General features: G+C 73.0%; 20 protein-coding genes. 17 read left to right on the top strand and 3 right to left on the bottom strand.

Annotated features, from left to right (window positions below; all coding sequences use genetic code 11):
* Positions 1-9: 9 nt before the first annotated feature.
* The 9 genes from ACH4OW_RS08120 (at position 10) to ACH4OW_RS08080 (ending at position 10,238) form a co-directional block, all read left to right on the top strand.
* Complete coding sequence (locus tag ACH4OW_RS08120) at positions 10-1,023, top strand: ROK family protein (RefSeq protein ID WP_398025860.1); 1,014 nt, start codon at positions 10-12, stop codon at positions 1,021-1,023.
* Between the two features lie 262 nt (positions 1,024-1,285).
* Positions 1,286-2,734 carry a purine-cytosine permease family protein gene (locus ACH4OW_RS08115; protein WP_398025859.1) on the top strand — a complete coding sequence of 483 codons (1,449 nt, stop codon included), beginning with the start codon at positions 1,286-1,288 and terminating at the stop codon, positions 2,732-2,734.
* A gap of 2 nt (positions 2,735-2,736) precedes the next feature.
* A complete protein-coding gene (locus tag ACH4OW_RS08110; protein ID WP_360139286.1) occupies positions 2,737-3,261 on the top strand; it encodes a pyridoxamine 5'-phosphate oxidase family protein in 525 nt (174 codons plus the stop codon).
* A 205-nt stretch (positions 3,262-3,466) separates the two neighbouring features.
* Positions 3,467-4,225, top strand: a complete 759-nt coding sequence (locus ACH4OW_RS08105; RefSeq protein ID WP_398025856.1) for an AfsA-related hotdog domain-containing protein — start codon at positions 3,467-3,469, stop codon at positions 4,223-4,225.
* Positions 4,226-4,276: 51 nt separating this feature from the next.
* On the top strand, positions 4,277-4,921 hold the full coding sequence (locus ACH4OW_RS08100) for a methyltransferase family protein (RefSeq protein ID WP_398025854.1): 645 nt from the start codon (positions 4,277-4,279) through the stop codon (positions 4,919-4,921).
* A 50-nt stretch (positions 4,922-4,971) separates the two neighbouring features.
* The gene (locus tag ACH4OW_RS08095; protein ID WP_398025852.1) at positions 4,972-7,638 is read left to right on the top strand and encodes a PEP/pyruvate-binding domain-containing protein; all 2,667 of its coding nucleotides are present in this window, start codon (positions 4,972-4,974) and stop codon (positions 7,636-7,638) included.
* Entirely contained in the window at positions 7,635-8,615 is a 981-nt protein-coding gene (locus ACH4OW_RS08090) for a hypothetical protein (RefSeq protein ID WP_398025850.1), read from the top strand. Before ACH4OW_RS08095 ends, ACH4OW_RS08090 begins: the two co-directional genes overlap by 4 nt.
* A gap of 5 nt (positions 8,616-8,620) precedes the next feature.
* The gene (locus ACH4OW_RS08085; RefSeq protein ID WP_398025848.1) at positions 8,621-9,628 is read left to right on the top strand and encodes an MDR family NADP-dependent oxidoreductase; all 1,008 of its coding nucleotides are present in this window, start codon (positions 8,621-8,623) and stop codon (positions 9,626-9,628) included.
* 34 nt (positions 9,629-9,662) lie between these two features.
* Positions 9,663-10,238 (top strand): NUDIX domain-containing protein, encoded by a 576-nt coding sequence (locus ACH4OW_RS08080; protein WP_398025846.1) that lies wholly within the window; start codon positions 9,663-9,665, stop codon positions 10,236-10,238.
* Here ACH4OW_RS08080 and ACH4OW_RS08075 read toward each other — a convergent pair.
* Both ACH4OW_RS08075 and ACH4OW_RS08070 read right to left on the bottom strand, forming a co-directional pair.
* The gene (locus ACH4OW_RS08075; protein WP_360125031.1) at positions 10,235-10,459 is read right to left on the bottom strand and encodes a hypothetical protein; all 225 of its coding nucleotides are present in this window, start codon (positions 10,457-10,459) and stop codon (positions 10,235-10,237) included. The two genes, ACH4OW_RS08080 and ACH4OW_RS08075, sit on opposite strands and share 4 nt — an antisense overlap.
* Positions 10,460-10,483: 24 nt before the next feature.
* Complete coding sequence (locus ACH4OW_RS08070; protein ID WP_398025844.1) at positions 10,484-11,476, bottom strand: phosphotransferase enzyme family protein; 993 nt, start codon at positions 11,474-11,476, stop codon at positions 10,484-10,486.
* A 169-nt stretch (positions 11,477-11,645) separates the two neighbouring features.
* On the opposite strand from ACH4OW_RS08070, the gene ACH4OW_RS08065 reads away from it, so the two are divergent.
* From ACH4OW_RS08065 to ACH4OW_RS08040, 6 genes are all read left to right on the top strand, one after another.
* A complete protein-coding gene (locus tag ACH4OW_RS08065) occupies positions 11,646-12,482 on the top strand; it encodes a hypothetical protein (RefSeq protein WP_398025842.1) in 837 nt (278 codons plus the stop codon).
* A 44-nt stretch (positions 12,483-12,526) separates the two neighbouring features.
* The gene (locus ACH4OW_RS08060) at positions 12,527-13,831 is read left to right on the top strand and encodes a hypothetical protein (protein ID WP_398025840.1); all 1,305 of its coding nucleotides are present in this window, start codon (positions 12,527-12,529) and stop codon (positions 13,829-13,831) included.
* A 92-nt stretch (positions 13,832-13,923) separates the two neighbouring features.
* On the top strand, positions 13,924-14,094 hold the full coding sequence (gene rpmF / locus ACH4OW_RS08055) for a 50S ribosomal protein L32 (RefSeq protein ID WP_360125038.1): 171 nt from the start codon (positions 13,924-13,926) through the stop codon (positions 14,092-14,094).
* A 6-nt stretch (positions 14,095-14,100) separates the two neighbouring features.
* A complete protein-coding gene (locus ACH4OW_RS08050) occupies positions 14,101-15,264 on the top strand; it encodes a GTP-binding protein (protein ID WP_398025837.1) in 1,164 nt (387 codons plus the stop codon).
* Between the two features lie 313 nt (positions 15,265-15,577).
* Positions 15,578-15,874 (top strand): type II toxin-antitoxin system VapB family antitoxin, encoded by a 297-nt coding sequence (locus tag ACH4OW_RS08045; RefSeq protein WP_003986294.1) that lies wholly within the window; start codon positions 15,578-15,580, stop codon positions 15,872-15,874.
* Between the two features lie 133 nt (positions 15,875-16,007).
* Complete coding sequence (locus tag ACH4OW_RS08040; RefSeq protein ID WP_398025835.1) at positions 16,008-16,652, top strand: LytR C-terminal domain-containing protein; 645 nt, start codon at positions 16,008-16,010, stop codon at positions 16,650-16,652.
* 110 nt (positions 16,653-16,762) lie between these two features.
* Here ACH4OW_RS08040 and upp read toward each other — a convergent pair whose 3' ends face one another.
* A complete protein-coding gene (gene upp / locus ACH4OW_RS08035; protein ID WP_360125044.1) occupies positions 16,763-17,398 on the bottom strand; it encodes a uracil phosphoribosyltransferase in 636 nt (211 codons plus the stop codon).
* Between the two features lie 290 nt (positions 17,399-17,688).
* Here upp and ACH4OW_RS08030 point away from each other — a divergent pair, with 290 nt between their 5' ends.
* Both ACH4OW_RS08030 and ACH4OW_RS08025 read left to right on the top strand, forming a co-directional pair.
* Entirely contained in the window at positions 17,689-18,129 is a 441-nt protein-coding gene (locus tag ACH4OW_RS08030) for a response regulator (protein ID WP_398026020.1), read from the top strand.
* A gap of 199 nt (positions 18,130-18,328) precedes the next feature.
* Entirely contained in the window at positions 18,329-18,871 is a 543-nt protein-coding gene (locus tag ACH4OW_RS08025; protein ID WP_360125511.1) for a hypothetical protein, read from the top strand.
* The last annotated feature ends 24 nt before the right edge of the window (positions 18,872-18,895 follow it).

The raw sequence follows: 18,895 nt of genomic DNA, 5'->3' as shown, positions 1-18,895 counted from the left end.
GGAGGAACCATGACGGACCTGGACCGGGCAGCCCACCAGCAAGCGGGCTCGGCCGACACCGTACTGACCCTGCGCGACCGGCCCGGCGGCCTGGTCCTCGGGCTCGACGTCGGCGGCACCGTCGTCAAGTCCGCGCTGGTCGCCCCCGACGGCACGGCCACCTCCGAGAGCCGCTGCGCCACCCGCCCCCAGGACGGTCCGGACGCCGTGCTGCGCACCGTCCTCGACCACGCGGCGGGCGCCCTGGCCGCGGCCCGCGCCGCGGGCGAGGACGTGCGCGCGGTGGGCGTCGCCTCGTGCGGGCTGGTGGACGAGGAAGCGGGCACCGTCGTGTTCTCGGCCAGCATCCAGTGGCGCGACCTGCCGCTGCGGCGGCTCGTGTCCGAGCACCTGGGCCTGCCCGCGGCGCTCGGCCACGACGTGCGCTCCGGCGGCCTCGCCGAAGCGCGCCTGGGCGCGGGCCGCGGGCACCGCGTCGTCTTCTTCGTCCCGGTCGGCACGGGGGTGGGCGGCGCGTTGCTGCTGGACGGGAAGCCGTACCCGGGCAGCCACTGGCGCTCCGCGGAGATCGGGCACGTCGTCACGCAGGCGGACGGCGAGGCGTGCCCGTGCGGCCAGCGCGGCTGCCTGGACACCATCGCGGGCGGCGCCGCCGTCGCACGCCGCTACAACGAGCGGTGCGGCGCGCGACCGCCCGTGACCGGCGCCGAGGAGGTGGCGCGCCGGGCGGCGGCCGGGGACCCGGTGGCCGTACGGGTGTGGGACGAGGCGGCCGACGCGATGGCGCAGACGCTCCTGACGGGCATCACGCTCTTCGACCCGGCCGTCCTGGTGCTGGGCGGCGGCCTCAGCCAGGCGGGCGAGCAGCTGCGCGTACCGCTGCGGCGCGGCCTCGAACGGCGGGCCGCCTTCCAGGCCCTGCCCGACATCGTCTTCGCCCGGCTGGGCGAGCGGGCCGGGCGGATCGGCGCCGGGCTGCTGGCCTGGGACCTGCTGCACGCCCGAGCGGGCGAGCGGTCATGAGCGCGCACGTACGGGCAGGAACGGTCACCACCCCGCCCGTACGCGGACCCGACCCGCCCCAGCCGCACACCCTGACCGGCTGCCGACCCGGCCCTGACCGGCCGCGCGGCCACCGCTGACCGGGTCTGCCCGCGGAGCGGCGGGGGTGGGGGAAACGGGCATGTACACCGCAGTGGGCGCGGCGGACCGGCTCTGGAGGCCCGTCGTCGGGTTCGCTGTCCAGGAGCCGGGTTCTCCACCCCTCCCGAAGGGAGCCCCGACCATGAACCACCCCGCCACCGCGCCCCGAGGCCGGCAGCGGCACCTCGTCGAAGGCCGCACCATCGACGCCGTACCGGAAAGCGAACGGCACGGCCGTCCCCGCGACCTGTTCGCCGTGTGGTTCGCCGCCAACATCAGCCCGCTGACCATCGTCTCCGGCACCATCGCCCCGCTCGTCTTCGGCCTGGGCCTGTGGCCCGGCATCGCCGCGGTGCTCCTGGGCAACATGCTCGGCGGCTTCCTGATGGCCCTGCACGCGGCGCAGGGCCCCCGGCTGGGCGTCCCCCAGATGATCCAGAGCCGCGGCCAGTTCGGCAGCCACGGCTCCCTGCTCGTCACCCTCGTCGTCGTCTTCATGTACGCGGGCTGGTTCGCCTCCAACCTGGTGATCGCCGGGCAGGCGCTGCACCGGTCGGTGCCCGCCCTCGGCACGTCCGGCTGGCTGGTGCTGTGCGCGCTGGCCGGGCTGGTCGTCGCCACCGTCGGGTACGACCTGATCCACCGGGTGGGCCGCTGGGCCACCGTGATCACCGTCGCGCTGCTGGCACTGTGCGCGGTACGCGTCTTCACGACCCCCGGCGTCGTCGAACGCGCCGCCAACGCCACCGGCTGCACCCTCTCCGGCTTCGTCGGCATGACCGCGCTCGGCATCCTGCTCCAGATCACCTACGCGCCCTACGTCTCCGACTACACCCGCTACATGCCCGCACACGCCGCGGCCCGCCGCTCCACCCTCTGGTTCACCTACTGGGGCAGCGTCCTCGGCAGCGTGCTGCCGATGTTCCTCGGCATCGTGATGGGCATCGCGGTGGCCGACGACGCGATCGCCGGCCTCGACACGGTGCTGGGCGGCCCGCTCTCCGCCGTGGTCCTGTGCTCCTTCGCCGTCATCGTCGTCCACGTCAACTCGATGAACCTGTACGGCACCTCGCTGTGCCTGGTCACCGCCGCGCAGACCTTCCGCAACACCTGGCTGCCCGGACGCCTGGCCCGTACGGCGCTGATCGCCGGCCCGCTTGCCCTCGGCCTGACGCTCGCCCTGGCCTTCCAGGACACCTTCCTCGCCTCGTACACCGACTTCCTGGCGATCCTCCAGTACGTCCTGATCCCCTGGACCGCCATCAACCTCGTCGACTACTACCTGATCAGGCGCGGGCGGTACGACGTCCCGTCGTTCTTCGCCCCCGGCGGTGGCGTCTACGGCCGCGTCAACGGCCCCGCGGTCCTGGTCTACGCGGTCAGCTTCGCGCTGGAGATCCCCTTCATGCACACCTCGGCCTACACAGGCGCGGTGGCCATCGCCCTCGACGGCATAGACCTCTCCTGGGCCGTCGGCCTCCTCGTCCCCACCGTCGCGTACTGGGCCATCGCCCGCCACCGCGTCCAAGCCGCCCTCCCGGCCACCACACCGGTACCCCCGTCCCCCGCCCTCCCCCAGGAAGGCTCCTGACCATGCCCACCCCCGACTTACGCGCCCAGGCGGCCCGCCTCCTCCACACCAACCGCTACCTGACCCTCGGCACCGCGTCCCCCGAAGGCGCCCCCTGGGCCGTCCCCGTCACCTTCGCCTGGGACGACGCCGACCACTTCTACTGGTGGTCGGCGCGCGACGCGCGGCACTCCCGCAACATCGCCGCCAACCCCGTCGTATCCCTCCTGGTCTACGACTCCCGGACGACCGACGCCGAAGCCCAGGGCCTCTACGGCGAAGGCACCGCCCACGCCCTCCCGCCGTCCGACCTGGCGGCGGCCCTCGCGGTCTTCTACGCGCGCCGCTATCCCGACCCCGCCGTGCGCGCCCAGAAGGCCCGCCATCCCGGCGAATTCCAGGGCGACTCCCCCAAACGCGTCTACCGCGCCACCGTCCACACCTACTCCATGCTCACCGCCGACCCCCACCCGCTGCACGGCAACGCAGTCCCGCACCGGACCGCCTTTCCGTTCAGCACGGGGGCGGTCCAGGGATACACACCCTGAAAAGGGCCGCTGAACTGAGTAGTTGGCGCTGTTGCAAGCTCCGTTGCAAGCCTGCCGTACAGCGGTTCGCAAGACGGCGTTCCCACAATCGTGGCTCAGCGTTGCGCTGAACAGACCTTCTCCGATCCGGACGGCCCGGGGCGGGCCTGGGCGTACTCATTCAGAGGAGGGCCACTGTGGTACCTCTCGATGAGAGGAGAAAGCCATGTCCGAAGGAGTCGTCTTCGTCGTTGGTGACAATCTGGCGGGCAGTTCTCCCTCCGCACACCTGCTGTCCCTCTCCGAACTTCTCTCCGGGTTGCGGGACGGACTGGTGCGCGAGCCATGGCCGGTACTGGTGCCGGGGCAGGGAGTGGAACGCTACGAACGCGACCTCGTACGCGACCGGTTGCGCCGGCTGGGGCTCCCGGAATCGATCCTCCAGGACCCGCCGATCCCCGAAGTGCTCGGCTGCGCCGAGGTGCACAAGCACAACCCCGACAACGTGCTCATCGCCGGGCTGCACAAGGTCGAAGAGGACCTGTTCCACGCCTCCTTGCGGGTTTCCGACCGGCAGGAGATGGTCCTCGACCACGCCTCCAGCGCCCATGTGACCGCCATGGTCATCACCGAAATGGTCCGGCAGATGTCGCTGGCCATCGGCGAGCGCTACCTGCTGGGCACGACGGGAGTCCCCCGCCGCTTCATCATCAACTCTCTCGAAACGTCGTTCAGCAAGTTCCTCCTGCCCCTGCCGGCCCGCATCGAATACCGCCTGGAAAAGCTGAGCGCGAAAGGCCCGGACCGTATTCGGTTCCAGGGCCGGTGCGACGTGGTGCAGGCAGGCATCACCGCCGCCTCGGGCTCGATGGACATGGTGGTGATGGAGGAGACCCGGTCGGCCCAGATCGAGGAAAGGCAATTCCTGGAGGCACTGCCGCTGCTCGCCGAGGACCGGCAGTGCGAGACGCTGCCGGCCGGCTGACTTCCCCGCTGTGACGTCGTAGCGGCGGCTCACCATTCTCGGAAGGCGTTCATGCACTGGATTCTGCGCAAGTATCCGCTGTTCATTCTTGCCGTCTGCGTGGCAGCGACCGCGACCGCGGTGCTACGCGGGGCTCTCGACTGGTCCGACCCCTGGCAGCGCGTGGCCGCGGTGCTCGCCGGGCTGCATCTGCTGTGGCTGCTGCTGGAAACCTGGACGACCGTCCGCAGTTCGACGTCCACGGAGAACGCCACCGACCGCGGCACCATCTATGTCTACGCCACCGCCCGCGCCGCCACCGTCGCCACCGCCTGCCTGATCCCCGCCGACCAGCAGACCTATCACCCGTGGATGCTCGCGGTGCCGGTCGTCTTCGCGGCGTCGGTGGCCGTACGGCTCGTCGCGATCCGCACCCTCGGGCGCTTCTACTCGCACCGGGTACGCGCCCTCGACGACCACCAGATCGTCCAGACCGGGCCTTACCGGTGGGTGCGGCATCCGGCTTATCTCGGCATGGCACTGGCTCATGTGGTGTTCGTGCTCTTCTTTATCAATCCCTTCAGCGCCGCGGCCTTGATGATTCTGCTTCCGACGCTCGTGGTCCGCATTCTCGTCGAGGAGCGGATGCTTCTCTCGCTTCCCGGCTATTCCGACTACGCGGCGTCCCACCGCCGCCTCATTCCCTGGGTGTGGTGAAACGCTCCGTGAATCCCCTCCGATTTCGACCCGGCGCGCCCTCCCGGCCCGTGGTGCGCGGCCGTGCGCTGCTGAACACGGCGGCGGTCGGCCCCAAGTTCGCGCGGCAGGCGCGGATGGCCGAGGCCGGCCTGCCCGTACCCCGCTTCTTCTGCCTGTCGGCCGCGGTGTTCACCCGCGTACTGCGCCCGGTGCGCGCCGAGATCGACGCCCTGCTGCGCAGGCTCGACCCGGCGGACCCGGCGTCCGTCGAGGAACAGGCCGCGGCGATCAGGGAACTGATCCTGCGGGCCCCGGTGCCGGCTGACGTGGAGCGCCTCCTGTACCTGGCCTTCGACCAGGAGTTCGGCGACGACGCGGTCGTCTCGGTGCGCTCCTCGGTCGTCGGCACGGCCGGCCAGCAGGGCGAGGACTCAGCGGACGACGCGTTCGCCGGCATCAGCGACAGCTTCCTCTACGTCACCCGCGACGAGCTGCTGGACAAGGTGAAGCAGTGCTGGGCCTCGGGCTTCGGCTCGCAGGCGCTGTTGTACCGGTCCGCACGCGGCAGCACCCAGCACGGGTTCGCGGTGGCCGTCGGCGTGCAGCGGATGCGGTTCGGACAGGCGTCCTTCGTGCTGTTCACCTGCGATCCGCTGACCGGCGCCCGCGACCGGGTGCTCGCCGCCGGCCTGGGCATCGGCGAGGGCGTCGTCCAGGAGAAGGTCCCCGTGGACCACTACTTCATCTCCCGCCGCAACGACACCGTACGCTCGGTGCTCGCCCACAAAGCGGAGCGCATGGTCGAGAACCCGGACCGGCTCGCCGACGGCCCGCAGCTGTCGCCGGTGCCCGAAGAGCTGCGCGACGCGCCGGCGCTCACCGACGAGCAGCTCCGGCAGGTGGTGGCGGCAGGAGACCGGATCGAGAAGCTGTTCGGCTGCCCGCAGGACATCGAGGGGACGTTCACCGCCGACGGCACCCTGCACATCCTCCAGGCCCGCCCGGTGGTGCTGGACCTGGACCGCCAGCGGCTGTGGAGCAACGCCAACATCACCGAGAGCTACCCCGGCGTCACCACCGCGCTGACCTACTCCTTCGCCCAGCACTTCTACCGCGAGGACTTCCACGACTTCTACCGCAAGCTGGGCGTCCCGCGCGACCTGCTCGACCGGCACGAGAACGAACTGCGGGGCATGATCGGGCTGCTGCGCGGCCGGGTCTACTACTCGCTCAGCGTCTGGTACGTCCTGCACGGCCTCAGCAGGACCTTCCCGCTGTGGCGCAACAGCTTCGAGCGCATGATGGGCATGTCGCCGTCGGTCTACCACGTCCGGCCCACCCCCCTGCTGAAACCGGCCGACCAGCTGCCCGCCACCGCGGCGGCCCTGCTTCGCCTGACGGCACGCTGGGCCATCCACGTCCCGGCGGCCCGGCACTTCGGCCAGTGGTGGCAGCAGACCGTCACCGAGCACCGGGAAGCGGCCGCCACCGCCGACCCGCTGCAACTGGCGCAGCTGATGCGCTCGTTGTGGCGCGAGGCGGGCAGCCACTGGGGCATCACCCTCGTCAACGACATCCTGCTCCAGATCCACGAGACCATGGCCATGCGCCTGTTCGACCGCTGGCTGCCCGACGCCGACCCCGGCCTCCACAGCGACCTGCTGTGCGGCGGCGAGGAGAACCGCAGCGTCGTCATCCTGATGTCGGTCATCGACATCGCCGAACGGATGCGCACCCTTCCGAAGCTGATGGACGCCCTCGCCACCAAGCCCCCCGAGGAGGTCTGGGACGAGGTCGCCGACGGCGCCTACGGCACCGACATCGCCGACCGGCTCCGCTCCCACGCGGAGTTGCACGGCGACCGCGGGCTCCAGGAACTGAAGCTCGAAGTCCGGGTGCCGCGTGACGACCCCGCGCAGCTGCTGCGCATGGCCGCGGAGTACGCACGCGGCGACGTCACCCAGGAGATGCTGCGCGCACGCGAGAACGACACCCGCGACGCCGGCGAAGAGCGGCTGCGCACACTGCTCGCGGGCCACCCGCTGCGGCGCCGGGTGCTGCGCTCCCTGGTCGCCGGGCAGCGCCGGTACGTCAACATCCGCGAGAACACCCGCTACAACCGCAGCGAACTGTTCGGCTTCGCCCGCTCCGTGTACCGCAGGCTCGGCGCCGACCTGGCGGCCCGCGGCCTCCTGGACACCGCGGACGACGTGGTCCACCTGACCGAGGACGAGATCCTCGGCACGTACGACGGCACCGCGGTCACCGACGACCTGCGCGGCCTGGTGGCCGTACGCCGGGCCGAGTACGAGGCCAGGGGCGCCGAGCTGCCGATGGACTTCGTCACCATGGGCCCGGTACGGGACGGCCTGCCGGACCCGACCTCCGGCACGGTCGGCGAGGGCACCCTGTACGGGCTGGGGTCCAGCGGCGGCGTCGTACGGGGCACCGCGCGCGTGGTCGTCGACCCGCACGAGATGGGCGAGCCCAGCGACGACATGATCCTGGTGGCCCGGGAGACCGACCCCGGCTGGCTGTTCCTGATGCTGTCGTCCCGCGGCATCGTGGTGGAGCGCGGCACCCTGCTGTCCCACACCGCCATCAGCGGCCGCAAGTTCGGCATACCGACCATCGTCGCGCTCCAGCACGCGACGACCCGCATCCCGGACGGCGCCCGCGTCGAGATCGACGGCGCGGCCGGCACCGTGACGATCCTTGACGAGGACAGCGCATGACCGCCCCCGCTTCCGGGCCGACGCTCCACCCGCCCACGCACCGGCCCCGCTCCTGGACGGACAGCGTCCCGCGGCTGCGCGCCTTCTTCGCCGAGCGGGCGCCGTCCCGGGTCTACGTCACCTACGCGGTGCTGTGGGTACTGGCCCTCCAAGGCACGCTGGCGGTGCTCAGCCCGGCGGCCGACTGGCGGCTCGGGCTGCGGCTCCTCACGGAGATCGTCAGCGTGTACCTGGCGCTGCTGTTCGTCCGGGTCGTGGACGAGCAGAAGGACCTTGAGTACGACCGGCAGCACAACCCGGACCGCCCGCTGCCCCGGGGCGCGATCGACGTCGGGGAACTGCGCGCCGCCATGGCCCTGATCGTCGTCGCGGAACTGGCGCTCAACACCTGGCTCTCGGCGCCGCTCACCGCCGTGATGATGCTGGACCTCGCCTACATCTGCTTCCTCGTCCAGCTGGAGCGCTGGTCGGCGACGGTACGGGACCGTATCTTCGTCAACCTGCTGGTGAGCTACCCGGTGCAGATCATCCTCAGCGTGCACATCTGGCTGTCCTTCCGGGAGGCCACCGGCACCGGTCCCGCCACCCACCTGCTGCTCGCGGCGGTGCTGTGCGCCTGCACCTTCATGCACTTCGAGTTCGCCCGGAAGACCAGCGCACGGAAGGTGCCCGGCGCCACCCTGTACTCGAACACCGTCGGCCTGCGCGGCTCGGTGGGCCTCACCGTCGGCTGCGCGGTGGCGGCCGTCGGCATCGCGCTCGCCGTCGTCCGGCCCTGGGAACTGCACGGTCCCGCCACCCTCGCGGGCTGGCTGCCGCTGACCGCGCTCGCCTTCGTCTGGGGCGGCGGCGAACGGTTCACCAGCCAACGCACCCCGACCTGGCCGCCGGGCCCGGCCATGGGATTCCTGGCGTGGTGCTACCTCGGCCTGATCGTCGCCGCGCTCGCGGTGGTACGGCCCGGCCTGGGAGGCTGACTCCGTTGCCACCCTCGACGTACCGCGAGGTCAGGCTCGCCACCCGGCCCGGCCGCGACCTGCGGCCGGAACACTTCGAGATCGCCGAGGTGCCGTTACGGGCCCCGGCGGCCGGTGAGGTGCTGGTACGCAACCTGGTGCTGCGCATCGGAGCCGTCACCCGCACCCTGATGGCCGACGCGCACGGACTGCCGATGGCCTCCTACGAGCCGGGGCGGCCGCTGCGCGGCAGCGCCCTCGGCGAGGTCGTCGCGGCCCCCGGCACCGCCCTGCGCCCCGGCGACCAGGTCCGGCACGATCTCGGCTGGCAGCAGTACGCCACGCTGCCGGCCGCGAACGTCCGGCGGATCGACCCGGCCCGCTGGCCCGACCCGGCGGCCAGCCTCTCCCAGGGGTTCGCCGGGTGGCTGGCGGTGGACCGGGTCGCCCGGATCAGGTGCGGCGACACCGTGCTGGTGACCGGCGCGGCCGGCGGAGTCGGCTGCGTGGCCGCGCAGTTCGCCCGCCTGCGCGGCGCCGGCCGGCTCGTCGGCACCACCGGGTCCCGCTGGAAGGCCGACTTCCTACGGCGCGAACTGGGCTTCGACGCCGTGCTGGTACGCGGTGAAGGGCCGATGGAGGAGCAGTTGCGCGCGGCGGCCCCGGAGGGGATCGACGTCCTGGTGGACACGGTGGGCGGCGACCAGTTCCAGGCCGCGCTGGCGCTGGCCCGCAGACACGCCAGGCTCGTGGTGGTGGGTGCCCTCTCGGGCCAGGCCGCCGGCGGCACCCGGTCCCACGTGGCCCTCGACACCCTGGCGCTCTGCTCCCGCGGCATCACGGTCAGCGGCCTGTCGGCCACCGACCACCGCGCGTCGGCCGAGCGCTGGGAGGAGGAGTTCAGCGCCGGGCTGCGCGACGGCACGCTCACCTTCCCGCACGTCCGCCTCTCCGGTATCGACCAAGCCCCCGGCGCCCTGCTTGACTTGCTGGCCGGCCGCCACCTCGGCACGGTCCTCGTGGAACCCACCTGAGACGCGGGCCGCCCACCAGGCGAGGAAAGGGAACATGGAACCAACCGCCGAAGAGATCGTCGCCCTCTACGCCCAGGACGAGGTGCCCGGCCGGGTGGTCGGCACCTCGGCCAGGAGCAGGATGCGAGCGGAGAACCTGCCCCACGCGGCGACCAAGATCCTGCTGCGCGACGCCGCCGGGCGGGTGTACGTGCACCGGCGCACCGAGAGCAAGGACCTCTACCCCGGCCTGACAGACGTCTGGGTCGGCGGGGTGATCGCCGCGGGCGAGGAGCCGCTCGCCGCCGCCGAGCGCGAGTTGGCCGAGGAAGTGGGCCTGCGCGGCTGTGTGCTGGAGCCGGTCACGTGCCGCTGGTTCACCGACGCGCACACCAACTACCTGGCCTACATGTACGAGACGCGCTACGACCCGGACGTGCACGGGCCGATCGTCCACCAGGAATCCGAGGTCGCCGACGGCTGGTGGCTCCCCTGGGAGCAGCTGACGGCCCGGCTCGACGGCGACCCCGACTGGCCGTTCGTACCCGACGGGCGGTCACACCTGGTCCACTACCGCGCACTGCTGGAGCAGCCACGCGCGGGCGCACCGCGGCAACCCACCGGCCGCTAGCGGCACTTCCGCATCCAGGTGAGGAGGGCCACGAGCGCAATCGGCGCCCCGATGGCCGCTTTGACGGCCAGCTTCGTGGACAGCCAGGCGTAGGCCGGGTTCCACCATTGCATCCACCGGGCCAGCATCAGGGCCGTGAGCGCCACCAGGATGGCGCATGCCACGGACACCGCTATGCGGACGGCCCGGCTGCCGAGCTGCTCGTTCTCCCCCTCGCTCATGAGCGCGATTGTAGGAGGGAAAGATCAGCCACGGGCGGTGCCGGCTGCCGGTCGCGCCGGGAATGGCCGGGTGACGACGGCCGTGGCCGGTTTACCGGGGCTGACGCTCGACCCTGAGCCGTCCACGAGAGCACCGATCACGTTCCTGGCTTGCGCCACGGCCCGCCGGTCGCCGTGCCGGACGCCGCGTTCCATCACCCCGGCCGCGTCCAGTGCGGCGAGCACCGGCAGCGCGTACCGCTCCGCGTCGGTCAGCTCACGCCCGTACCCGCGCAGGAAGGCCGCGCGCAGCGCCGGGTCCTGCCGCGCCGCGCCGCACACGACCCGTACGAGGTCCTCGGCCGCGCAGCCGCGGCGCGCCCGTGCGAAACCGACGAGCGCCAGGCGGCGGCCCGCCGCGTCCCACAGGAAGTGGTGCTCGCGGACGTCGCCGTGCAGGAAGGCGGCCGGCAGCGGCGGCAGGAGACGGAGCGTCGCGGCCCGCTCGCGGAGCATCCGGCACTCCGCCGCGCCCAGTTCGCCCGCCGCCGACAGCGCGGCCGCCCGCTCCTCGGCTGCCGCGTGGTGGACGTCCGCCCACGCGTCGGCGCCACCCGCAGGGCCCGCCTCGCACGCGTCGTGGAGGCGGCGGAGCAGGCGCCCCGCCTGCCGGTACAGCTCGGTACGGTCCTCATGGCCCGGCGCGAGGGCCGCGGCGCTGCCGCCCGGCACGGCGGTGAGCAGCAGCGCGAGCCGCCCGGGGTCGCTGTCGACGAGGACCGGCGCGTGCGCGTGGCCGAGGGCGGGGACGGCATGGCGGTACGCGCGGGTCTCTCGCGTGTAGCCCGCCGGCTCCGCCGCGACCTTGAGGAAGAACCGGGCGGCGTCGGCGCGCGTCAGCTCCCACACCCGGGGGCCGCCCGGCCGCCCCGCGACGGGCCGCACCGCGGCGATCTCCCCGCCGACCCGGCGGCGGGCCCAGGCCCGTATGACGGCGGACGGCTCGTCGGCACCGGCGGCGTTCTGGACGGTGTGCACAGCTCCTCCTCGGTTGGCGCCGGTGATACCGGCCCCGGGCTCGCGGATTGGGCCGAATGGCTGGAAGTCGGCAGCACCGCCACCGTACGACGGCAGCGAGTTATACAGTTGCGCAATCCAGCAAGTTAAGTCAGCACATTGAGCGGTACGCACCGCCAGGGGGACACACATGCCCGACACCGGCTCCCTACGGGCCGAGGAGGCCTCCGCCTTCGCGCAGGTCCTCGGCCAGGCGCTCGGCTCACCCGAGGTCAGGGAGGCGCTGCGCAACGGCCCGGGAACCCCCGGCGCCGAGCGGCTGCGCGGCCAGGCGTACCGGTCCCGCGCCGCCCTCCTCGCCACGGTGGCGACCGAGTACCGGGCCTACGCCCGGCTGCGCGCCGAGGAGGCGCGGCTGACCGCGCCGCCCGCCGAGGACGTCCGGCCCTCCGGCGGCCTGCTGCCCGCACTGGCCGTCCTCGTACCGAGCCTGGGCGCGGTGGCCGCCGTCATCTTCCTGGCGATCGGCTTCGGGCTGCGGCTCGTCGGCGTCCACCGGCAGTTCTCCGACGAACTGGTGTACGCGGGCTGGCTCGCCGCGGCCATCGCGGCGGCGGCGACGGTGGCCGACCTGGTCTGGCTGCTGGTGACGGCGGCCCGCAACCGCTCGGCGCCGCCCGCGGACGGCGAAGCGGCGCCGGGCGCCGACGCCGGTTCGGGCTCCGAGGTGGCGCGGGCCCGCGAGGCGTGGCGGCTGGCGCTGCTGGAGCGCGGCATCCTGCCGTTCCTGCTGGGCCGCATCCAGGAGGAGCAGTCGCGCACCACGGCGGACCGCGCCCGCCCCGGCTACTCGGCCCCCGAGTACGCCAGCCCCGAGTACGCCAGTCCGGAGTACGCCAGTCCGGAGTACGCGAGCCCCGAGTACGCCAGCCCGGCCTACGGAAGCCCGCAGTTCGGCAGCCCCGGGTACGGCAGCCCGGAGTTCGCCGGACCCACCGCCACGCCGGCCCGCTCCACCCCCTCGTAACCCGGCACTTGTTGTGAGCCACGCCACCCGCGCACTATGGCTGCATGAGGAGGGCCGCCGGTCCGGCGTCACCGGGGCCGCCGCAGCCGTCGCCGCGGCGGCGCAACGCGGTGCTCGGGCTGTACGACGCGCCGCTGCACCGGGACTGGGCGTTCTGGCTCACCTCCGGCCTCGCCGTCCTGACCGCCGTCAGCATCGGCACGAGCCCCGAGCAGGCGAGCGGCCTGCCGCGCTGGCTGGACACGCTGCTCGCGGTGATCACCTTCGCGCTCCTCTTCGGGGCGCTGCCCGCCTGGATCCGGCTGGTCACCCGCAGACGGCAGTGGCGTAACCAGCGCACCGCCCCGCCGCCACCCCGCACCACACCACCACCCCACAGGGCGCCCCCGCCCCGTACCGCACCGCAGCCCCGCGCCGCCCCGCCGCCACCCCGCAGGACACCGCCCCAGACCCCCGCGCCCGGCCAAGACCCCCTGGCCACCGCCCGCCGCACCCTCCCGCACCCCGTGGCCCGCACCGTCCACGAGATGCAGCGGGCGTACACCCACAAGGACCGTTACGAGGCGCTGCTCGAAGCGGGCGAGACGCTCGCCGCCACCGTCGCCGTGACGGCGGCCGGACTGCTCCAGGCGCACGGCATCGGCGCGCGCAACCTGTCGGCGCTGCGCTCCGCCCTCGCCTCCGGCGGCGGCATCACCTTCGGCGTCTGGACGGACTGGCTCCACAACCTGTGCCCGCTCGTACGGGACCGCACGGACGTGGTTCCCGGCCTCGCGGAGGCCCTGCGGGACGCGGCCGACATGGCCGCCAGGCCGGACGACCCCGGCCTCGTCCAGTTCCTCGACCGCCTCAGGGACGAGCGCAACCGCACCGCCCACAACGACAAGCCGCGCACCCAGGAGGAAGCCGCCCTGCGCGTCGCCGGACTCCAGCCGTCCTTCGAACGCGCCCTGTGGCACGCCCAGTTCCTCGGCGGCCTGCCCTGGCTGCTCACCGTCTCGTGCGCCTACCAGCGCGGGACGGGCTCCTTCGTGGTCGTGGCCCAGCACCTGATGGGCGACCACCCGGACTTCGACCGGCTGACCTTCCCCTGCCAGGAACCGGTGGCCGACGACACCGTCTACGTGCTCAGCCCGGCCGGTCCGGTCGCCCTGTCGCCCTTCGCCGCCAGCCGGTACTGCGCGGAGTGCGGGCAGCGCGAGGTCTGCTACGCCGCCCGCGCGGGGCACCGGACCCGGCCGGCGGCCTACAAGAGCTTCGGCCGCGGGCACTCCATCCCGTGCCCCGAACTGGACGAGGAGATCGCCGCGCTGCCCGGCCGCCGGCCACCGCCCCGCACCCCTCGCTAGAAATGGAATTCATTTTCATATAGCCTCTCCCCAGCCCGCGGCGCCACCACGCCCGGCCCCCCGCACCACCGCCCCAGGAGAGGTTGAGGTCCATGGCCGTCCCCAAGCGGAAGACATCCCGCAGCAACACCCGCCACCGCCGCGCCCAGTGGAAGGCCACCCCGCCCGCCCTGGTCCCGGTCACCGTCGACGGCTCCGTGTACCGGGTACCGCGCCGCCTGGCGAAGGCGTACGAGCGCGGCCTGCTGCGCCCGGAGGACTGACCGCCCATGCCGGCCGCGCTGCCCGTCACCGTCCTCTCCGGCTTCCTCGGCGCCGGCAAGACGACACTGCTCAACCACGTGCTGCACCACCGCGGCGGCCTGCGCGTCGCAGTGATCGTCAACGACATGAGCGAGATCAACATCGACGCCGCGCTGGTCCGCGGCGGCGCGGCCGCCCTGTCGCGCACCGAGGAACGGCTCGTCGAGATGACCAACGGGTGCATCTGCTGCACCCTGCGCGACGACCTCCTGGAGGAGGTCGGCCGGCTGGCGCGCGAAGGACGCTTCGACTACCTGCTCATCGAGTCCAGCGGCATCTCCGAGCCGATGCCGGTGGCCGCGACCTTCGCGTTCCCGCGCGACGACGGCGCGACGCTGGGCGACCTGGCCCGGCTGGACACCATGGTCACCGTGGTCGACGCCGCCAACTTCCACGCCGAGCTGGCGGGCGGGGACGGCCTGGCCGAGCGCGGCATCGCCCCGTACGAGGACGACGAGCGCACCGTCAGCGACCTGCTCGTGGACCAGGTCGAGTTCGCCGACGTCATCGTCGTCAACAAGCTCGACCTGGTGGACGAGGAGCAGGCGGCGCGCCTCCGGGCCGCCCTGGCCCGCCTGAACCCGGCGGCCCGGGTCGTCCCCGCCCGGCACGGCCGCGTCGCGCCCGCCGAGATCCTCGGCACCGGCCGCTTCGACCTGGAGCGCGCCCAGCAGGCGCCCGGCTGGGTCATGGAGCTCAACGGCGACCACGTACCGGAGACCGAGGAGTACGGGATCTCCAGCACCGTCTTCCGCGCGGCGCGCCCCTTCCACCCCGGGCGGCTCTGGGAGTTCGTCACGGAGGGCATGGACAGCGGCGCGTACGGGAACATCCTGCGCTCCAAGGGGTTCTTCCGGCTCGCCGGCCGGCCCCGGGTGACCGGCCTGTGGTCGCAGGCGGGCTCCGTCGCACGCTTCGAACCGTCCGGGACCCACGGCGCGACCGGCGACGCCCAGGAGCTGGTCTTCATCGGCGTCGGGCTGCGGCCCGCGGCCCTGCACGCGGCGCTCGGCAGCTGCCTGGTCACCGACGCCGAGACGCCCGGCACCGACCCGTTCCCCGCCTGGGACACGTACGGCGTGGACGACAGCTGCGAGCACGAGGGCGAACCGGCGCGGGCGGCCGGCTGACCCGGAGGGGCCGGCCGGCGGCCACCGCCGGGCAAGCGGTGACACGTGGTCCCTCGTTCGTGTCGAATCCGCCGGTGCCGGGGCGGGCGCCCCGCCGTACCGGTACGACAAACCCGCCGGGTGCCCATTTCCGGACGTCTTCAGGTGCGCGTTGCGCCACTTTCCCCGGCTCCCCGGACCGCCGCGTACAGCGCGTCCGCCGTCCCCCGCACCCCGTTCACACCCCCGCCCCTCCGGAATTGCGAGCGTTTGTCGCCTTCGCGCTCCTCCCGCATGGCTGCGCCCGGAGCCGATGGCCCGGTAGGCTTTCCGTGTGATCTTCAAGCGCATCGGAAATGGGCGGCCGTACCCGGACCACGGCCGGGAGAGCACCCGCCAGTGGGCGGATGTCGCCCCCCGTCCGGTACGCCTCGACCAGTTGGTGACGACCAAGCAGCAGCTCGACCTGGAGACGCTGCTCGCCGAGGACTCCACCTTCTACGGCGACCTCTTCGCGCACGTCGTGAAGTGGCAGGGCGACCTCTACCTGGAAGACGGGCTGCACCGCGCCGTGCGCGCGGCGCTCCAGCAGCGGCAGGTGCTGCACGCCCGCGTGCTGGAGCTGGGCTGACGGCATCGCCCGGACCTGCCGACACGGCCTCAATCCCCCGATAGGCGGATCATATTGGCCCTTTCGAGTGGGTCTCGCGCCAGGCGTTGATCATTTAGTAGGAATGCGTCCTGCCCCGCACTACGCTGCGGCCATGAGCATGCTGACGCCCCCTGGCATGGGCGGTAAGAAGTACCGCATCACGGGCGACAGGTATCCGCGGATGCGCCGCCCCCGGCACCGCCGGCGGATCACCTTGATGATCACTGCCGCCGTCTGCGCCCTCGCCCTGGCCGGGTGGGGCACGTTGCAGCTCATCGACGTCTTCGGCGGCAAGGGCGGCACGGCCCAGGCCGCGCAGGAAAAGAAGAAATGCCCCACGGGCGGCCCCGAGCAGGCCGGGGCCCCGGTCTCCGGCACGGACAAGCCGCTGCCCAAGCCCGCCGACATCACCGTCAACGTCTTCAACGCGACGGCCCGCTCGGGACTCGCCAAGTCGACGGCGGACGAGTTGAAGAAGCGCGGCTTCAAGGTCGGCAAGGTGGGCAACGCCCCGCCCGCCTACGACAAGAAGGTCAAGGGCACGGGCGTACTGCTGGGCGCCCAGCCGGCCGCCGACGGGGCCAAGAAGGTCCTGGGCACGCAGCTCGCGGGCGCGGAGCCGAAGGCCGACACCCGCAAGACCGGCGACGTCGACCTGATCATCGGCGACGCGTTCAAGGCCCTGGCCGAGCCGGCCGCGGCACAGCGGTCCCTCGCCGCGCTGACCGCGCCGTCCAAGACGAAACCGCGCTGCTAGACGAACGGCGGGGGGGGGGGGGGGGGGGGGGGGGGGGGGGGGGGGCCGGCCCCCGGCCCCCCCCCCCCCCCCCCCCCCCCCCCCCCCCCCCCCCCCCGGCTCTCCTGCTCTCAGCCCGCCGTGCCGTACATCCGGTCGCCCGCGTCGCCCAGGCCGGGGACGATGTAGCGGTCGGGGTTCAGGCACTCGTCCACGGCCGCGGTGACGACCGTCACCGGCGCGCCGGCCAGCTCGCGCTCCATGACCTCGACGCCCTCGGGCGCGGCCAGCAGGCAGATCGCGGTGACGTCGTCCGCGCCGCGGTCGATCAGCTCGCGGATCGCCGCGACCAGCGTGCCGCCGGTGGCCAGCATCGGGTCGACCACGTACACCTGGCGGCCCGAGAGGTCGTCCGGCATGCGCGTGGCGTAGGTGTGGGCCTCGTAGGTCTCCTCGTTGCGGACCATGCCCATGAAGCCGACCTCGGCCGTGGGCAGCAGCCGGACCATGCCGTCCAGCATGCCCAGCCCGGCGCGCAGGATCGGCACGACCAGCGGGCGGGGGTGGGAGAGCCGCACTCCGGTGGTCGCCGTCACCGGGGTGTCGATGTCGACCTGCTCGGTCCGCACATCGCGGGTGGCCTCGTACGCGAGCAGGGTCACCAGCTCGTCGGCGAGGCGCCGGAAGGTCGGGGAATCGGTGCGCTTGTCGCGCAGGGTAGTGAGTTTGTGCGCCACCAGCGGGTGGTCGACGACGTGGATCCGCATGACATCGACAGTAGCCGAGGTACGGGGCGCCGGTGCCCGCCCGTGTGCGCCGGGCGGTCCGCGAGCGGTTTTGGTCCCGTTGGCATCGAACCACCGGTCCGGGGGAAAGTGGGCACAAACGCCCGGTGTGTCGTACCGGCGCCGGGCATGGACCTCGTCCCAAGGCGGTGTGCGGCGTGCCCGACGGGAATGGGAGCAAGAGCGGAAACGGAAGCGCGAGCAGGAACCGGACCGCAAGGGCGGCCGGGAGCAGGGCCGCGCGATCGGCCGGCAAGGCGGCAGGGAAGGCCGTGGGCAAGGCCGCGGCCAGGGCCAAGCGGGGCGGCGCTGCGGGCGGCGAGCGCCGGACCGCGAACACGGCGGGCGGCGGCAGCAGCCGCGGCGGCATCGGCGCGCCGGGCAGCCGTCCAGGTGACGCGATGGACGCCAAGGTCGCCGACCTCTTCGGCGCCGGCCGCACTCCCCCGCCGGACACCGGCCGGGCCGCGGACCGCGGGCAGCCCCCGACGCCCCTCTCCTCCGATCCCTCCACCGATTCCCCGTCCGCCGAGGAGTACCCCGACGACGGGGGCGCGACCGGCGGGGAGAACGACGCGGCGCGCCGACGCCGGCGCGCCCAGTTCCTGCGCGACCTCAACGAGGCCAAGGAGCTGCGCGACCGCGTCCAGCCGCGCCGCGCCCGGGCGGCCCGGATGCGGCAGGCCATGAGAATGCGCACGTTCCGCTGGTAGCCGAACGCCTCTCAAGCCACATCAGCACCTCTCGTCCCACTAAACGTGAGCCACATCTCTCGGAACGCCCGCACGACGCAACGCCGAAGACCCCGCGCAATCGCGTTGTTTCTGCCACGATTCCGATGGGCGGGGACTTACGGCGCCATGGCGCCGTCCCGTCCGACCCGGCACGCCTATGACCAGTGGGAGAGTCACGGTGTACTTCGCCGCACTGCTCGCGCGCACCGAAGACGGGTGGGAAGCGAGCGACACGGAGCTCGACAATGTGGAGAACCTGACCGATCTGGCCGACCTGGCCCGAGAGGCATCGGTCGAAGACGACACGGTGGTGGCATACATCGAGCAGGAAGGCACGTGGTTCGGCGTCGTCCGCGTGGACGGCGAGGACGACCCACGCATCTTCCTCTCGAACGCCGCAGCCGCCGCCCGCAGCTCGTACGGTGCGATGCTCACCGACGAACTGCTCGGCCGCGACGAGGAGAGCACGGAAGACCTCGACAGCCTCGACCTGGACGGCACGGAGGACGGCGAGCCCGAACCGGCCGACGGCGGAACCGAAGGCGAGGAGACGGCCGCGGCCGACACCACGCCCGCGCCGCCGCCCGGCCCGCTCGGCGACCCGCGCCTGCTGGACGACCTGGGCATCGGCGAGAAGGAGCTGTTGGCTCTCGACACCGACGCGCTGTCCGAGATCGCCGACGCCCTCGGCTGCACGGACGTCCTGGAGGCCGTGAGGTAACGCCCGTCACGGACACTGGGAGGC

It is taken from the genome of Streptomyces sp. NPDC017056 (genome assembly GCF_044332485.1).
Taxonomy (GTDB): domain Bacteria; phylum Actinomycetota; class Actinomycetes; order Streptomycetales; family Streptomycetaceae; genus Streptomyces.
This window is presented reverse-complemented; position numbering and strand designations above follow the sequence as displayed.

Bases quoted from the DNA above. Each gene is read 5' to 3' on its own strand.
- ACH4OW_RS08040 (WP_398025835.1), top strand. From the start codon at position 16,008: ATGAGCATGCTGACGCCCCCTGGCATGGGCGGTAAGAAGTACCGCATC.
- ACH4OW_RS08110 (WP_360139286.1), top strand. From the start codon at position 2,737: ATGCCCACCCCCGACTTACGCGCCCAGGCGGCCCGCCTCCTCCACACC.
- ACH4OW_RS08065 (WP_398025842.1), top strand. From the start codon at position 11,646: ATGCCCGACACCGGCTCCCTACGGGCCGAGGAGGCCTCCGCCTTCGCG.
- ACH4OW_RS08115 (WP_398025859.1), top strand. From the start codon at position 1,286: ATGAACCACCCCGCCACCGCGCCCCGAGGCCGGCAGCGGCACCTCGTC.
- ACH4OW_RS08050 (WP_398025837.1), top strand. From the start codon at position 14,101: ATGCCGGCCGCGCTGCCCGTCACCGTCCTCTCCGGCTTCCTCGGCGCC.
- ACH4OW_RS08080 (WP_398025846.1), top strand. From the start codon at position 9,663: ATGGAACCAACCGCCGAAGAGATCGTCGCCCTCTACGCCCAGGACGAG.
- upp (WP_360125044.1), bottom strand. From the start codon at position 17,398: ATGCGGATCCACGTCGTCGACCACCCGCTGGTGGCGCACAAACTCACT.
- ACH4OW_RS08100 (WP_398025854.1), top strand. From the start codon at position 4,277: ATGCACTGGATTCTGCGCAAGTATCCGCTGTTCATTCTTGCCGTCTGC.
- ACH4OW_RS08075 (WP_360125031.1), bottom strand. From the start codon at position 10,459: ATGAGCGAGGGGGAGAACGAGCAGCTCGGCAGCCGGGCCGTCCGCATA.
- ACH4OW_RS08105 (WP_398025856.1), top strand. From the start codon at position 3,467: ATGTCCGAAGGAGTCGTCTTCGTCGTTGGTGACAATCTGGCGGGCAGT.
- rpmF (WP_360125038.1), top strand. From the start codon at position 13,924: ATGGCCGTCCCCAAGCGGAAGACATCCCGCAGCAACACCCGCCACCGC.
- ACH4OW_RS08060 (WP_398025840.1), top strand. From the start codon at position 12,527: ATGAGGAGGGCCGCCGGTCCGGCGTCACCGGGGCCGCCGCAGCCGTCG.
- ACH4OW_RS08120 (WP_398025860.1), top strand. From the start codon at position 10: ATGACGGACCTGGACCGGGCAGCCCACCAGCAAGCGGGCTCGGCCGAC.
- ACH4OW_RS08090 (WP_398025850.1), top strand. From the start codon at position 7,635: ATGACCGCCCCCGCTTCCGGGCCGACGCTCCACCCGCCCACGCACCGG.